Origin of the sequence: Microvirga splendida, from assembly GCF_016427565.1 — a bacterium.
Taxonomy (GTDB): Bacteria; Pseudomonadota; Alphaproteobacteria; order Rhizobiales; family Beijerinckiaceae; genus Microvirga; species Microvirga splendida.
Genome location: NZ_JAELXT010000005.1, coordinates 215,503 through 231,194, shown reverse-complemented (window position 1 = coordinate 231,194; position 15,692 = coordinate 215,503). Strand labels below are relative to the sequence as shown.

Genomic DNA, 15,692 nt, shown 5'->3' with positions numbered 1-15,692 from the left:
AGCGCTCATCGCGACCAGAGCCGCATCGGATGGAAGGCGGCCCGTGCCTTCCGTGCGGCCCTCAGTTTATTTACCGCTACGCCTGAACATGCTGAGTTTCCCGGCATTCCCCTGTGAGGAACTGTGCACACACGGAACGGGAGATGAGTTATGGGCGTGAAGAAGGAAGAGGACGATCTGGTCGATGCCGGTTCGGAATACTCGTTCCCGGCCAGCGACCCGCCATCCTACATGGGAGGATCCGCTGTTGCAGGTCCGCCCCCGCAGAAAGGGCCCGCGCGGGAACCCGTCAATCGCACCGTGTCGGATCCCGACGAGGTGAAGCCTGCAGAGGGCGCCCCGCAGGGCACCGACCCGGCGCAGACCGGCAAGGCACCGAAGAAGCCCTCCGGCGGCAACAATCCTTAAGCCTTTCCCGGAGCAGGCCGGACCGGACCGGCGGATCGATACAGGCTTTCATCCTGCCTTCATCTTAGCAGTGGCATCTGCTTGAAACGACCCTAGAATCGTCGCTGGTCCTGCCCAGGACCGGCGGGGACTCCGTAGGGCGTCCTCCAAGAGCCACGCAAGGAAGCGATCAGCCCCGATGGTGACCACGAGTATCCCGACGACACCGTTCTCCGATCAGCGGCCCGGCACATCCGGCCTGCGCAAGAAGGTCACCGTCTTCCAGCAGCCCCGGTATGTCGAGAACTTCATCCAGTCGATCTTCGACACCGTCGAGAATGCGCGGGGCGCGACCCTGGTGATCGGAGGCGACGGGCGCTACTACAATGATTCCGTGGCTCAGACCGCCATCAAGATGGCGGCCGCCCATGGCTTCGGCCGCGTGCTCGTCGGGCAGCAGGGTCTCCTGTCGACGCCGGCGGCCTCGTGCGTGATCCGCAAGCACAAGGCCATCGGCGGCCTCGTGCTCTCGGCAAGCCACAACCCCGGCGGCCCGGACGGCGATTTCGGCATCAAGTTCAACATGTCCCATGGCGGACCGGCGCCGGAATCCTTCACGGACGCCGTGTTCAAGCGGGCAAGCGCGATCACCGAGTACAGGATCGTCGACGCTCCCGACATCGATCTCAGCCGCATCGGCGCGACCAAGGTCGGCGAGATGAATGTCGAGGTCATCGATCCGGTGTCCGACTACGCCGAACTGATGGAGCAGTTGATCGATTTCGGGAAGATCGCCGATCTGTTCCGCTCGGGCTTTCGCATGCGCTTCGATGCCTTGAGCGCCATCACCGGCCCCTATGCGAAGGCGATCCTCGAAGATCGCCTCGGCGCGCCGGCGGGCACCGTCGTCAACGGGGAGCCGAAGCCCGATTTCGGCGGGCACCATCCCGATCCGAACCCGGTTCACGCCCAGGACCTTATGGAGCTGATGCTCGGGCCCGACGCGCCCGATTTCGGAGCCGCCTCGGACGGGGACGGCGACCGCAACATGATCGTGGCGCCTGGGCTTTTCGTGACGCCGAGCGACAGCCTCGCGATCCTCACGAGCCACGCGCATCTCGCGCCCGGCTATGCCGGGGGTCTGGCGGGCGTCGCGCGCTCCATGCCGACGAGCCGCGCCGCCGACCGGGTGGCGAAAAAGCTCGGCATCAATTGCTTCGAGACGCCCACGGGCTGGAAGTTCTTCGCCAACCTGCTCGATGCGGGGCTCATCACCCTGTGCGGCGAGGAGAGCGCGGGCACGGGCTCCAACCACATCCGCGAGAAGGACGGCCTCTGGGCCGTGCTGCTCTGGCTCAACATCCTGGCCGTCACGAAGAAGCCGGCGGATCGGATCGTGCGCGAGCATTGGGCCACCTTCGGCCGCGACTACTACACGCGCCACGACTACGAGGAGCTCGAGACCGGGCCTGCCAACGAGCTGATGGACGCGTTGCGCAAGAAGCTCCCGGCCCTTCCCGGCCAGCGCTTCGGCGGCCTTACGGTGCGATCTTCAGACGACTTCGCCTATACCGATCCCGTCGATGGATCGGTCACGCCGAAGCAAGGCATCCGCATCCTGTTCGAGGAGGACGCCCGCGCCGTGTTCCGCCTGTCGGGCACCGGCACCTCGGGCGCGACCTTGCGGGTCTATCTGGAACGCTTCGAGCCCAACACCGACCGGCACGACCTGCCGGTGGCCGAAGTTCTGGCCCCCATCGTGCAGGCCGCAAACGAGATCGCGGAGATTGCAGCCCGCACCGGGCGGACCGAGCCCAGCGTCGTCACCTGATTCCATGCTGACCGGGCTCTGGCGATCAGTACGTCGCCCAGAGCCCGGGCGTGGCCAGTTCGAGAACGTGCCCGTCCGGATCGCGGAAATACACGCTGGTGCCACCCCGCGACCAGGTCACCCGGCTCTCGATGGGGATCCCGCGCTCTTCCAGCCTTGCCTCCCATGCGGCCAGCTCGTCGGGCGCGATGGCGAAGCCGATGTGCAGGGGGCCTTGTCCGTCATGGCCGGGAATCGTGCCGCCGGGCGTGGTCATGTCCTGGCTCGAGCCGCCACGCAGGAAGACGAGCAGCACGCTCCTGCCACCCACATCGAACGCACACATGCGCTGGTTGGACAGAAGGAGCGGCAAACCGAGGCTGTCCTCATAGAATGCCCTGGCGCGGGACAGATCGTCCACATAGAGGGCCGTTTCGAGCACGGCGTTCAATTGGGGCATTCGGACCTTATGCGTTCCCATTGGCATCCATTGAGCCCTCGATGCCGCTCCCCTGTCCAGATTCCCTGAAGCCGAATTTCGGCAGAGAGGCGAAAAATTGGGCAATGATGCTGACCTTTTAATCTTGAACCAGGCCGGAACAGCTCTTACTTATTGCAGTGCAACACGGCGATTGGCGTCGCCTGTTGCAGCCCTTCTAGGGCGTTTCCTCCCTAAACTTCGGGCCGTTGGCAACAACGGCCTTTTTTCTTGTCCGCGCAATGGCTTCCGGCCTGACGGGCAGGCGGCGCAGCGGTCGCGGGACAGGAACCTCGCTCTCCTCCGGCGGTTTCCCCATCAGCGGAGCCCGGGAGAGCTTTCATGTCCACTCGTTCAGACAACCCCAACCAGACCGACATTCCTCGGACGCACACGATCAAGCCGATGGATGCCCCGCCCATGAACGCGGGCTCGACCACCGCGCAGTTGAAGGGCGACATCGACAGCGGCCGCACGGGGGACAAGAACGAGGTGTTCGACCCGGGCCTCTCGCCTCTCGGCACGGATGACGAGGCCGGCGGCAACCCGATGAAGCCGGAACAGATCGATATTGCCCGGCATCAGGAATCGGCGGCGCGCTGGCGGCATGGCAACGAAAAGGACAGCTATGCCCACGGGCACTCCCGCAAGGCGCTCGCCGGCTATGTCGGCTTCATCGCCCTCGTGCTGGTGCTGTTCGTCGGCGCGTTTTCGATGTTCTGACTCCCGCCTATTCCTGTATCGGCGGCCCCAACCTGCTGGGTTGGATGCGAACCCGGCCGTGACTCGCTCCGCTTGATCGATTCATCATCTGGGGACTTTCCCATCCTTCGGAGCGCCAGACCGTCTGCCGCTCGTCGAGGTCCAGTACGCCTTCCTGATCCAGAATGCTGACGATCTGGTCCACCTCGGCATCGTCGCATCGTACGATGACGACAGAACCGCCGCGAACGACACCCTCGACATAGGCATGGGCATCCGCCCGGGATACGCCATCGTCTTCCAGGAGAGGAGCCAGATTATGCGGGGTCGACCAGATGTCGATTGCGGCTCTCGAGACCCCCGCCTGCTCCAGACGGTCTGCCGCGGCCGCGGCATGTTGCTCGGTATGGAAGAGGGAGGTGACGGTCTTGGTCATCGGCTCGATCTCCTGCAAGGCTGCGCGGTGTCGAACTCACTTCCGAGGACTGAGGCGAAGAATGGTAAAGCATCGGCCTCCTGACGGAAACGGCCTTTTGGGATTAGCCTGACGCCCATGTCCTGAGATGCCCGGTTCAAGCCCGGGAGCTGCGCTCAAGGGATGCCACGCTGTCCCGGATCACGAGATCCGTTTCCAGGCGGATCCGCTTGGGTGAGGGCCGGCCCTGCAGGAGTGCGATCAGGGCAGATGCGGCCGCCTGTCCCAGTTCCCGCCGCGGCTGGTGGATCGTGGTCAGCGCCGGTTCGGCCACGGCAGCGAACTCGATATCGTCAAAGCCAGCGACCGACATATCCTGGGGCACCCTGAGGCCGGCGGAGAAAAGAGTTCGCATGAGTCCGATGGCCATCTCGTCGCTGGTGCAGAAGACCGCCGTCGGACGCGTGGCTCGCGCCACCAGGGCCTGGCCGGCCGCAACGCCGGATTCGATGGTATAGTCGCCGGGAAGCACGAGCGTCGGATCGAAGGGCTGGCCCGCAGCCTCCAAACCATCCTTGAAGCCTGAGAAACGCTCCCGCTCCAGGATGTTGTTGGCCGGGCCGCTCACATAGGCGATGCGCCGGTGCCCGAGCGAAGCGAGATGCTGGGTCATGCGCGAGGCGGCGGCGCGGTTGTCGATTTCGATCTGCGGAATGTCGGCACCCGGGATCGCCTCGCAAAGCGCTACAAGAGGAATGCTGATCCGGGCCGGCTGCCCCTCCCCTTCCCGGGTCTGTCCGAAGAGATGGCCGTTGAGCAGAATGGCGCCATCGACGCGACCTGCCGCCGTAAAGGCGGCGAAATGCGCCTCCTTCTCGGGCGAGCCGTCGAGATCGCTGATGATCATGCCGTATCCGGCCTCGAAGAGCGTCTCCTCGATGCCGCGCAGGATCTTGGAAAAGAAGGTGTTCGACAGGTCGGGCAGGACGACGAGCACCATGAAAGTCTTCTGCGACCGCAGGGACCGGGCGGCGGGATTGGGCACGTAGCCGGTCTTGGCGATGGCCTCGAGCACGCGGGCGCGCGCCTCCGGCGAGACCCGCTCCGGCGTGGCGAGCGCCCGGCTCACGGTGGCGGTCGAGACGTCGGCGAGCCGGGCGACATCCTGGATTCGCGCGGCGCGAACCCGCGTATCCTCCGGCTCGGTGCCGCCTGCCTGTCCCAGATCGTCCATGTTTTTTCCCCGACTATGGTTCTGTTTGACAGATGCCGCCATTTCGGTAAAGTTGCATGTAATCGATTACATGGGGTCGTTGTCGAGCCGTTCGACAGCCCTAGTTCAAAAAAGGTCCCGCCAGAGGACCAATCGACAAGCAGGAGGAAACGAATGCCCGCTCCCGAGCCGTCCAGCTGATCCGCATCCGGTAAGACTTTCCTGTGACCGCCTTCACGCGATCGAAGGCGAACGATTTCGCTCACCCGGAGCAGGTGATGGATCCCGTTCTTCGCGCCGAGAACATCTCGAAATCCTTCGGACCCATCGAGGTCCTGAGCGGCATTTCGCTGGAGCTGAGGCCGGGCGAGGTTCATGCCGTCATCGGCGAGAACGGGGCCGGCAAGTCGACCCTCATGCGCATCCTGTCGGGGCATCTTCCGCCCACGAAGGGGAGCCTGCACCTCAACGGCCGGCCGATCACCTTTTCAGGACCGGTGGATGCCGAGGCCCACGGCATCGTTCTGGTGCATCAGGAAATCCTGCTCGCCCCTGACCTGACCGTGGCGCAAAACCTTTTCCTGGGCCGTGAGATCAGGCGCTTCGGCTTCGTGGACGACAAGGCCATGCGCGAGCGTACGCGGGCCATCCTGCGCGAGCTCGGCACCGGAATCGATCCCGACCGCGAGGTCGGTCGCCTCTCCATCGCAGACCGGCAGCTCGTCCAGATCGCCCGCGCGCTCCTCGTGCCGCACAAGGTGGTCGCCTTCGACGAGCCCACCGCCGTTCTCACTCCCATCGAGGCCGAGAGCCTGTTCGAGATCATCCGCAAGCTGCGCTCGCAGGGTGTGGCGGTGCTCTACATCTCCCATCGCCTCAACGAGGTGAAGGCTGTGGCCGACCGCGTGACGGTGCTGCGCGACGGGCGCCACATCGCCACCCGAGACATCGAAGGACTCGAGCCCCTGGAAATGGCGCGCCTCATGGTGGGCCGCGACATGTCCAAGCTCTACCCGGAGAAGCCCGCGACCGCTTCCGACCAGGTCGTTCTCACAGTGCGCGACATGGCCGTGCCGGATTATGTGGAGAACGCCTCCTTCACCTTGCGTCGCGGCGAGATCCTGGGCTTCGGCGGCCTCATCGGCGCGGGCCGCACGGAGCTGTTCGAGGGCATCGTGGGCCTGCGCCCAAGCCACGGCACCGTCACCCTCGACGACAGGAACGTCCATTTCCGCGATGCACGGGAAGCGATGGCCGCCGGCATCGTCTATCTGTCGGAGGACCGGAAGGGCAAAGGCCTGCTCCTGCAGCAGAACCTTCGGATCAATCTCTCCCTCGCGGCTTTGGACAAGTTCGGTCGTGGATCGTTCATCGACACCGGCGCCGAGGAGAAGGCGCTCGATCAGGCGATCAAGGATTTCGACATCCGCACCCGAAGCCGCGACCTGCTGGCAGGCCAGCTCTCCGGCGGCAACCAGCAGAAGCTCCTGCTCGCCAAGATGATGCTGCTGGAGCCGCGCATCGTCATCATCGACGAGCCGACGCGCGGCGTCGACATCGGCACGAAGGAGCAGATCTACCGCTTCATCGCGTCGCTTGCGGCCGAGGGCAAGGCGGTCGTGGTCATCTCGTCCGAGATGCAGGAGCTGATCGGCCTTTGCCACCGGGTCGTCGTGATGCGCAACGGACGCGTCGCGGGCGAGGTCGCCCAGACCGATCTGTCGGAAGACGCAATCGTTTATCTCGCCACAGGCGTTCACGAAGAAAGGGCGGCGGAAATCGCCGCAGGCCACGCATGACCGAAACCGTGCTTCGCACCAGCCCCGAGAAGCGGCGCTTCTCCGTCGACATGCGGGCCCTTTCGCCCTTCATCGCGCTGATCGTGCTGATCATCGCCGGCGCGCTGATCAACCCCGACTTCCTGACCGCGTCGAACCTGCTCAACGTAGTGACGCGTTCCGCCTTCATCGCCATCATTGCGGTCGGCGCCACCTTCGTGATCGCAGGCGGCGGCCTCGACCTCTCGGTCGGCTCCATGGCGGCCCTCACAGCCGGCGTCATGATCCTCACGCTCAACAATCTCGGTGGTGGAGACCTGGGCACCCTGGCGCTCGGCATGCTGGCGGCGATTGCGTTGAGCGCAGCCTGCGGCATGGCGAACGGCCTCATCGTCACCTTCGGGCGCATCGAGCCCTTCATCGTGACGCTCGGCACCATGGGCATCTTCCGCTCGCTCGTGATCTGGCTGGCAGCGGGCGGCACCATCACCATGCGCAACTTCGAGCTGCGCGAGCTTTATCGCCCGGTCTATTTCGACAGCATTTTCGGCATCCCGATTCCGATCATCGCCTTCATGGTGGTGGCTGCCATCGGCGCCCTGATCCTCTACCGCACCTCCTTCGGCCGCCATGTGGTGGCGCTGGGCTCCAACGAGGATGTGGCGCGCTACTCGGGCGTGCCGATCTGGCGCGTGCGCACGCTCACCTACGTCATCCAGGGCATCTGCGTCGGCATCGCCGTGCTGGTTTATGTGCCGCGCCTCGGCTCCGCCACCCCGACCACGGGCCTGCTGTGGGAACTCCAGGCCATCACGGCCGTGGTGATCGGCGGCACAGCCCTGAAGGGCGGCATCGGCCGCGTCTGGGGCACCGTCGTCGGCGCGGTGATCCTCGAACTCGTCGCCAACATCATGGTGCTGTCGAACTTCGTGTCCGAGTTTCTCGTCGGCGCAGTTCAGGGCGCCATCATCATTATCGCCATGCTCGTGCAGCGGTCAGTCCACCGCGGGCGATGAAACCGGGCGAAGCCCACCGGAAAAGGGACGAAGGGCTTCAAAGACCAACCCCCCAGGGAGGAATGAAATGAAAGCAACGGTACTGAAGATCGCACTGGCAACGGGCCTCATGGCCGGCGTCGCCACCGGCGCGGTGGCTCAGAAGAAGGACGTCACGATCGGCGTCTCGATCCCCGCCGCGACTCATGGCTGGACCGGCGGCGTCGTTTATCACGCCCAGGAGACGGCCAAGCAGCTCGAAAAGGGTTACCCGGGCCTGAAGGTGATCGTGAAGACCTCGCCCGATGGCGCCGCGCAGGCGAACGCCATCGACGATCTGATGTCGCAGAAGGTGGACGCCCTCGTGGTCCTGCCCTTCAACTCGGACGAGCTGACGAACCCCATGCGCGAGGTCAAGAAGAGCGGCACCTTCGTGACCATCGTCGATCGCGGCCTCAAGGATCCGTCGATCCAGGACATCTACGTGGCCGGCAACAATCCGGAGTTTGGACGCGTCGCCGGCAAGTACTTCGTCGACAACCTGAAGCAGGGCAACGTGGTGGTCTTCCGCGGCATCCCGACGGTGATCGATGAGGAGCGCGTGACGAACTTCGAGAAGGCCCTCGAAGGCTCGGGCGTGAAGGTGATCGACAAGCAGTACGCCAACTGGAACCGCGACGACGCCTTCAAGGTGATGCAGGACTACCTGGCCAAGCACCCGAAGATCGACGCGGTCTGGGCCTCCGACGACGACATGGCGCTCGGCGTTCTCGAAGCCATCCGCCAGGCCAAACGCGAGGACATCAAGTTCGTTCTCGGCGGCGCCGGCATGAAGGACATGGTCAAGCGTGTCATGGATGGCGACAAGATGATCCCGGCCGACGTGTCCTATCCGCCGTCGATGATCTCGACCGCTATGGGCGTCACGGCTGCGCACTTCTACACCAATGCCCCCATGCGCGGCACCTACGTGCTGGACGCACAGCTGATCACGAAGGACAACGCCAAGGAACACTACTTCCCGAACTCCCCGTTCTAAACGGCGTCGCTCTCGCCCCTTCCTGGAAGGGGCGAGGCAACGGCAAGCTGCTCGCTAGCGCATCGTGCGGACCCAGAGGGCCACGTCAGTGAAAAGTGGTTCCGGTTTTCCGCACCGAACGATGCGCTCATCAAAGAAGGAGCATCGGATGGATCTCAAAAGTGCAAATCCACTTTTGAGTCCGATGCTCAGGGCGGTTTCCCCTTGCCGACATCCTGCTTCCCCTCACGCCACATCGGGAGTTCACCCATGAAGACCATGAAGGGCCCCGGCCTTTTCCTTGCGCAGTTCGCAGGCGACGAGGCTCCGTTCAACTCGCTCGACGCGATCTGCCGCTGGGCGGCCTCCCTCGGCTACAAGGGCGTGCAGATTCCCACCTGGGACGCGCGCCTCTTCGACCTGAAGAAAGCCGCGGAATCGGAGGCCTATTGCGACGAGGTCCAGGGCATCGTGCGCTCGCACGGCATGGAGATCACGGAGCTCTCCACCCATCTGCAGGGCCAACTCGTGGCGGTGCACCCGGCCTTCGACGAAGCGTTCGACGGGTTTGCGGCACCGGAAGTCAGGGGCAATCCGAAGGCGCGGCAGGAATGGGCCGTCAACCAGATGCTGATGGCAGCCAAAGCCTCGAAGCGCTTAGGGTTAAATGTCAGCGTGTCGTTCTCCGGCGCGCTCGCCTGGCCCTTCGTGTATCCCTGGCCTCAGCGTCCTGCGGGACTCGTCGAGACCGCTTTCGAGGAGCTGGGACGGCGCTGGCGGCCGATCCTCGACGCCTATGAGGATGCGGGCTGCGACGTCGCCTACGAGATCCATCCCGGCGAGGACATTCACGACGGCGCTACCTTCGAGCGCTTCGTGGATGCGGTCGGCGGACATGCGCGGGCCTGCATCAACTACGATCCCAGCCACTTCCTGCTGCAGCAGCTCGACTACGTCGCCTTCATCGATCTCTATCACGAGCGCATCAAGGCCTTCCATGCCAAGGACGCGGAGTTCAATCCTTCGGGTCGCGTCGGCGTCTATGGCGGCTATGAGAGCTGGATCAACCGCGCGGGGCGCTTCCGCTCGCTTGGCGACGGGCAGGTGGATTTCGGCGCGATCTTCTCCAAGCTCGCGCAATACGACTACGAGTCCTGGGCCGTGCTGGAATGGGAATGCGCCCTCAAACACCCGGAGGACGGCGCGCGCGAGGGCGCCGAGTTCATCAAGGCGCATATCATTCGCGTGACGGAAAAGGCCTTCGACGATTTCGCCGCCGGCGGAACGGACGAGGCAGCCAACCGCCGGATGCTCGGCATCGGCGCAGCGTAAGCGGCAAGGGGGCATATCATGACGATTGCAGGATCTCCGGATCAGAAGCTGAACCGCCGCTTGCGCCTCGGCATGGTCGGCGGCGGGCGCGGCGCCTTCATCGGCGCGGTGCACCGCATTGCCGCCCGCATCGACGACCGTTGGGAACTGGTGGCAGGCGCGCTTTCGTCCGATCCGGAACGGGCGAAGGCCTCCGGCGTGGACCTTCTCCTGAAGCCCGACCGCATCTATGGCGACTTCAACGAGATGGCACGCCGCGAGCGGCGGCTGAAGGACGGCATCGATGCGGTCGCCATCGTCACGCCGAACCACGCACATGCCGCCGCCGCCCGTGCGTTCCTGAAAGCCGGCATCCATGTGATCTGCGACAAGCCGCTCACGACCACCCGGCGCGAGGCAGACCAGCTCGCCAAGCTCGCGCGTGAATCCGGCCTCATCTTCGCGGTGACCCACAACTACACTGGCTATCCCCTGGTGCGGCAGGCCCGTGCCATGGTGCAGGCGGGAGAACTCGGTGCCATTCGCGTCGTGCAGGTGGAATACGCGCAGGACTGGCTGGCCACCCGCATGGAGGAGACCGGCAGCAAGCAGGCCGAATGGCGCACGGATCCGGCCCGCTCGGGCCCGGCCGGTGCCGTGGGCGACATCGGCACCCATGCCTTCAATCTCGCCGAGTTCATCGTGGGCGACGAGGTCGCGTCGCTCTCCGCGGAGCTGCACACCTTCGTGGAGGGCCGCAGGCTCGACGACAATGCCCACATGATGCTGCGCTTTGCATCAGGCGCGAAGGGCATGCTCTGGTGCAGCCAGGTGGCGGCTGGCCTCGAGAACGGTCTCAAGATCCGCGTCTATGGCGAGAAGGCCGGGCTGGAATGGCACCAGGAGAACCCGAACTACCTCACCTTCTCGCCGCTCGGCGAGCCGCCGCGCACCATCCGCCGCAACGGCTATGGTGCCGACGAAGCCTCCCGCGCCGCATCGCGCATTCCAGGCGGACATCCTGAAGGCTATCTCGAAGGCTTTGCCCAGCTCTATACGGATGTCGCCGAGCAGATCACGGCACGGATCGAGAAGCGCGAGCCCAATCCGTTCTCGCTTCAGGTTCCTACGGTGGACCAAGGCGTGCGCGGCGTGCGCTTCATCGAGGCGGCGGTGCGCTCATCGCAGCGCAAGGCGGCCTGGGTCGATCTCTAGGGATCCCAACCCGATGCTAAGGCCCTGCCGGAACGTCTTCGGCAGGGCCATCGGTGCATGTGTCTTGAAATCGCTTCCGCAATCATGACGTATAGGGCGACCACCCAGGCGGAACCGACGATTTCACATGGCTCACACGCATCACCACCATGGCCTCGAGGACTTGAACGAAACCCAGAAGCGGGTTCATCGGATTCTCTGCTCCGCTCAGAATCCGCTCTCGGCCTATGAGGTCCTCGACAAGATGCGCGCCAAGGGATCGGTCACACCGCCCACGGTCTACCGCTCCCTGGACAAGCTCATCGAGAAGGGCCTCGCCCACCGGCTCGAGAGCCTGAATGCCTATGTCGCCTGCCAGCATCCCCATGACGGTCAGGACATGGCAGCCTTTGCGATCTGCGAAAGCTGCGGCCTGGTGAAGGAATTCACCGATCCGCATATCAGCGATCGCCTGTCCCACTGGAGCGACGACCACGCCTTCTCGGCTAAGAAGGTGACGGTGGAAATCCGAGGCCTCTGCGAAACCTGCGCCAAGTAGCCTCTCCCCCCTGGAACTCACCGCTTTTTATTACGTTATTACGTGATGATTGCCTCTTCCGGGGCGCCGTCCGATGCATACGTCGTGCGTTCCGTTGAGGAAAATGTGTAGTTCCAGTATCTTTCGCAACGATAGCACATTGTCAAAGCCACATTTTACCTATATGAACATATAGGTTCCGTAATAACAGGAGTGTGGCTCATGAGCACCAAGGCCCTCAGGAAGGAAGAAGAGGAAAATCTTCTTCGTCGTGCAGACGATCTGTGCCGGCAGAACAACCTCAGGCTCACGCCGATCCGGGAGCGCGTGTATCGCGAATTGGTTCAGAGCGGCGGCCCGGTCGGGGCCTACGATCTGGTTGACCGCCTGAGCAACGAGAAAAAGCGTCTTGCTCCCGTAACCATCTATCGTGCCCTGGACTTCCTGCGCGACGCAGGCCTCGTCCACCGTCTGGCCACGCAGAATTCCTATGTCATTTCCCACGGCCAGCCGGACATGAACGCGATGAAGATCATGTTCGTGGACGCAAAGACCGGCGAAACCGTCGAGGTTCACTCGACCGAGGTTGCCGAGGCCGTTCGCAAGGCCGCCGAGCAGGCCGGCTTCAAGTCGGTCTCCCCCTTCATGGAAGTCGAAGGCGAGATCGCTCAGTAGATGCAAGAAGAGGCAGGACCACGCTGGCCTGCCTCTCCGGACGTTACGTAAAAGGCCGGGCAATGCCCGGCCTTTTCGTTGTCACTCCGCCGCAACGGGCTGACGGTGATGGTGCTGCTCGGGCGCCCGGTCCTCCGCCCGATGGGCACGGACCGTCTCCTTCGAGATGAAGGTGTAGAACATCGGCACCACGAAGAGCGTGAAGATCGTGCCGATGGACATGCCGGACGCGATCACCAGACCCATCGAGAAACGGGCAGCCGCACCGGCTCCGCTGGCATAGAGCAGCGGCGCGACGCCGAGCACCATGGCGGCCGTGGTCATCAGGATCGGCCGCAGGCGGACGCGAGCGGCCTCCTGGATGGCCTCACGCTTGCTGACGCCGTGCTTTTCCTTCTGCTCGTTGGCGAACTCCACCATCAGGATGCCGTGCTTGGTGATCAGGCCCACCAGGGTGATCAGGCCCACCTGCGTGTAGATGTTGAGGGTGGCCAAGCCCATGTTCAGGAAGATCATGGCGCCGAACATGGAGAGCGGAACCGACATCATGATGATGAACGGATCGCGGAAGCTCTCGAACTGCGCCGCCAGCACCAGATAGATCACGATGATGGCGAGCCCGAAGGCCAGGAAGATCGAGTTGCCTTCCTGGATTTCCAGGCGCGACTGACCGGCATAATCCTCGTAGAAGCCCTGCGGCATGACTTCCTGCGCGATGGAGCGCAGGGTGGCCAGGCCCTCCGAGGTCGTCACGCCCGGCAGAGGCAGCGCCGAAAGAGTTGCCGCGTTGAGCTGGTTGAACTGCTCGATCACCGCCGGCGCCGCATCCGTCTTGATGCTGATGAGGGCGGACAGCGGAACCATGGAGCCGTCGGATGCACGGACATAGTACCCGGTCAGGCGCTCCGGATTGAGACGGTCCTCCTGCCGAACCTGGCTGACGACGTCGTAGCTCCGGTTGTCCCGGTCGAACTTCGAGATCGGCGCACCGCCGACAAGAGCCCCGAGCGTGTTGCCGATCTCGGACACGGGTACGCCCAGAGCGGCAGCCCGGTCGCGGTCGACCGTGATGCGCGCCCGCGGCGTCTCATAGGAGATGGAGTTCTGGACAACGATGAACTTGCCGGACTTCATCGCCCGCTGGCGAACCTGCTCCGCAACCTCATAGGCCTGGGAGGAATCGCCGATCGTGCGCATCACATACTGGATCGGCAGGCCGTCACCGGCTCCCGGCAGGGACGGAGGCGCGAAGGCAAAAGCCTGGAGACCGGCATTCTCATTCAGGAGGTTCTGAATGTCCTGCTTGGTCTGGGCCCCCTTCTTCTCACGCTCGCTCCATTCCTTCAGCTTGAAGCCGAAGAAGCCGCCGCCGCCGCCGTCGATGCCGACGATCAGGAAGCTGTCGTCGATCTCGGGGATCTTCTCCGCCGCATTGGTGAACTGCTTGGAAAAGGCCTGCGTGTAATCCGCGGTCGCGTATTTCGGCGCATTGAGAATGCCGAGATAGGCGCCCTGATCCTCTTCCGGCGCAAGCTCGGAGGACGTCTTGGTGAACATGAACGCCGTGGTGCCGAGCAGGACGGCGACGATGACGAGCGTCACGCCGCGATAGTCCAGCGAGCCCTTCAGGCGCCGGGCGTACCAATTCTCAAGGCGGGTGAAGACACGGTCGACGAAAGCGGCAAACCGCCCCTGTCCGCCGTGCCCCTTCAGCAGCTTCGACGACATCATGGGCGAGAGCGTTACGGCGACGATGCCCGAGATGATCACGGCTCCGGCCAGGGTGAAGGCGAACTCGCGGAACAGAGAGCCCGTCAGACCCTGCGTGAAACCGATCGGCGCATAGACCGCCGCCAGGGTGACGGTCATGGAGACGATCGGCAGGAAGATCTCCTTCATGCCTACGACGGCCGCATCGACCGGCTTGAGGCCTTCCTCGATATGGCGGTGGATGTTCTCCAGCACCACGATGGCGTCGTCGACCACGAGGCCGATGGCGAGCACCATGGCCAGCAGGGTCAGCAGGTTGATCGAATAGCCCAGCGCATAGAGGAAGAAGCACACGCCCACGAGGGAGAGCGGGATCGTCACGATGGGGATCAGCACCGAGCGGAAGGAGCCCAGGAAGAGCAGGATTACCACCACGACGATGAGCGCCGCCTCGCCGATGGTCTTGAACACCTCCTCGATGGATGCCGAGATGAAGTTCGACGCATCGTACACGATCTCGACCGTCATGCCCTTGGGCAGGGTCGAGCGGATGCCCTCGATCGCCCTGGTCACCTCCTCGGCAACGGTCAGGGGGTTGGCCGACGGTGTCGGCACGATCCCGATGAAGGTGCCCTGGCTGCCGTTGAAGCTGACGATCGTGTCCGTGCTCTCAGGCCCGAGCTCCACATCGGCCACATCGCGCAGGCGCACGACCTGATCGCCGTTGGAGCGGATCGGCAGTGCGCCGAACGTCTCAGGCGTCTGCAGGGTGGTCTGCATGTCGAGCCTGTAGGCAACATACTCGCTCTGGGTCTTGCCCGGTGCCGCGAGGAAGTTGTTGGCCCTGATCGCGGCCACCACGTCGCCGGCGGTCACGCCACGAGAGGCCAGACGCACGGGATCGATCCAGACGCGCATCGAGAAGTCGCGCCCGCCCAGGATCTCGGCGTTGCCGACACCTTCGAGCGTCGCGAAGCGCGGCTGCACCACGCGGGTCAGGAACTCGGAGACCTGCTCCGGATTCATCTCCGTGCTGCCGAAGGTGATGTACATGAGGGCGAAGCTCTGGCCGGTGCCCTTCATGATCACCGGATCCTCAGCCTCGGAGGGAAGCTGCGCGCGGATCTGCTGCACCTTGGAGGTGACCTCGGTGAGCGCAGCGTTCGGATCCGTGTTCAGGCGCATGCGCACCGACACGGTGCTGACGCCCAGGCGGCTCTGCGTCGTCACGTAGTCGACGCCTTCCGCGCTCGACACGGACTTGGCGATCGGCGTGCTGATGAAGCCCTGGATCAGGTCGGCGCTGGCGCCCGTATAGGCGGTCGTGATCGTGATGGTGGTTTCCTCGACCTCAGGGTACTGGCGCACCTGGAGGTTCATCAGACCCTGCGCACCCAGCAGCAGGATCAGGAGGCTCACCACCATCGACAGGACGGGGCGGCGGATGAAAAGTTCTGTGAAGCTCATG

Annotated in this window: 14 protein-coding genes; 10 read left to right on the top strand and 4 right to left on the bottom strand. The window is 64.1% G+C overall.

Features of this window, described 5'->3' with window-relative positions:
- Positions 1 to 150: 150 nt before the first annotated feature.
- Positions 151 to 408 (top strand): hypothetical protein, encoded by a 258-nt coding sequence (locus JAO75_RS07835; RefSeq protein ID WP_199048062.1) that lies wholly within the window; start codon positions 151 to 153, stop codon positions 406 to 408.
- Between the two features lie 178 nt (positions 409 to 586).
- A complete protein-coding gene (locus tag JAO75_RS07830; RefSeq protein ID WP_199048061.1) occupies positions 587 to 2,218 on the top strand; it encodes an alpha-D-glucose phosphate-specific phosphoglucomutase in 1,632 nt (543 codons plus the stop codon).
- Between the two features lie 25 nt (positions 2,219 to 2,243).
- On the opposite strand, the gene JAO75_RS07825 is transcribed toward JAO75_RS07830, so the two are convergent.
- Entirely contained in the window at positions 2,244 to 2,657 is a 414-nt protein-coding gene (locus JAO75_RS07825) for a VOC family protein (protein WP_199048060.1), read from the bottom strand.
- 360 nt (positions 2,658 to 3,017) lie between these two features.
- Here JAO75_RS07825 and JAO75_RS07820 point away from each other — a divergent pair, with 360 nt between their 5' ends.
- Positions 3,018 to 3,398, top strand: a complete 381-nt coding sequence (locus JAO75_RS07820; RefSeq protein ID WP_199048059.1) for a hypothetical protein — start codon at positions 3,018 to 3,020, stop codon at positions 3,396 to 3,398.
- 7 nt (positions 3,399 to 3,405) lie between these two features.
- Here JAO75_RS07820 and JAO75_RS07815 read toward each other — a convergent pair whose 3' ends face one another.
- Both JAO75_RS07815 and JAO75_RS07810 read right to left on the bottom strand, forming a co-directional pair.
- On the bottom strand, positions 3,406 to 3,813 hold the full coding sequence (locus JAO75_RS07815; protein ID WP_199048058.1) for a hypothetical protein: 408 nt from the start codon (positions 3,811 to 3,813) through the stop codon (positions 3,406 to 3,408).
- A 136-nt stretch (positions 3,814 to 3,949) separates the two neighbouring features.
- Entirely contained in the window at positions 3,950 to 5,026 is a 1,077-nt protein-coding gene (locus JAO75_RS07810) for a LacI family DNA-binding transcriptional regulator (protein ID WP_199048057.1), read from the bottom strand.
- 257 nt (positions 5,027 to 5,283) lie between these two features.
- On the opposite strand from JAO75_RS07810, the gene JAO75_RS07805 reads away from it, so the two are divergent.
- The 7 genes from JAO75_RS07805 (at position 5,284) to JAO75_RS07775 (ending at position 12,514) form a co-directional block, all read left to right on the top strand.
- Entirely contained in the window at positions 5,284 to 6,804 is a 1,521-nt protein-coding gene (locus JAO75_RS07805) for a sugar ABC transporter ATP-binding protein (protein WP_199048056.1), read from the top strand.
- Complete coding sequence (locus tag JAO75_RS07800) at positions 6,801 to 7,799, top strand: ABC transporter permease (protein WP_199048055.1); 999 nt, start codon at positions 6,801 to 6,803, stop codon at positions 7,797 to 7,799. The genes JAO75_RS07805 and JAO75_RS07800 overlap by 4 nt, the downstream gene beginning before the upstream one ends.
- Positions 7,800 to 7,866: 67 nt before the next feature.
- Complete coding sequence (locus JAO75_RS07795; RefSeq protein WP_199048053.1) at positions 7,867 to 8,817, top strand: substrate-binding domain-containing protein; 951 nt, start codon at positions 7,867 to 7,869, stop codon at positions 8,815 to 8,817.
- Positions 8,818 to 9,066: 249 nt separating this feature from the next.
- Positions 9,067 to 10,128 carry a sugar phosphate isomerase/epimerase family protein gene (locus JAO75_RS07790; RefSeq protein ID WP_199048051.1) on the top strand — a complete coding sequence of 354 codons (1,062 nt, stop codon included), beginning with the start codon at positions 9,067 to 9,069 and terminating at the stop codon, positions 10,126 to 10,128.
- A gap of 18 nt (positions 10,129 to 10,146) precedes the next feature.
- On the top strand, positions 10,147 to 11,322 hold the full coding sequence (locus JAO75_RS07785) for a Gfo/Idh/MocA family protein (protein ID WP_199048049.1): 1,176 nt from the start codon (positions 10,147 to 10,149) through the stop codon (positions 11,320 to 11,322).
- A 127-nt stretch (positions 11,323 to 11,449) separates the two neighbouring features.
- Entirely contained in the window at positions 11,450 to 11,860 is a 411-nt protein-coding gene (locus JAO75_RS07780; RefSeq protein ID WP_199048047.1) for a Fur family transcriptional regulator, read from the top strand.
- 201 nt (positions 11,861 to 12,061) lie between these two features.
- Positions 12,062 to 12,514 carry a Fur family transcriptional regulator gene (locus tag JAO75_RS07775; RefSeq protein WP_199048045.1) on the top strand — a complete coding sequence of 151 codons (453 nt, stop codon included), beginning with the start codon at positions 12,062 to 12,064 and terminating at the stop codon, positions 12,512 to 12,514.
- Between the two features lie 81 nt (positions 12,515 to 12,595).
- Here the strand turns inward: JAO75_RS07775 and JAO75_RS07770 are convergent, their stop codons facing one another.
- Positions 12,596 to 15,691, bottom strand: coding sequence for an efflux RND transporter permease subunit (locus tag JAO75_RS07770; RefSeq protein WP_199048043.1), 3,096 nt, complete (start codon positions 15,689 to 15,691; stop codon positions 12,596 to 12,598).
- Position 15,692: the final 1 nt, after the last annotated feature.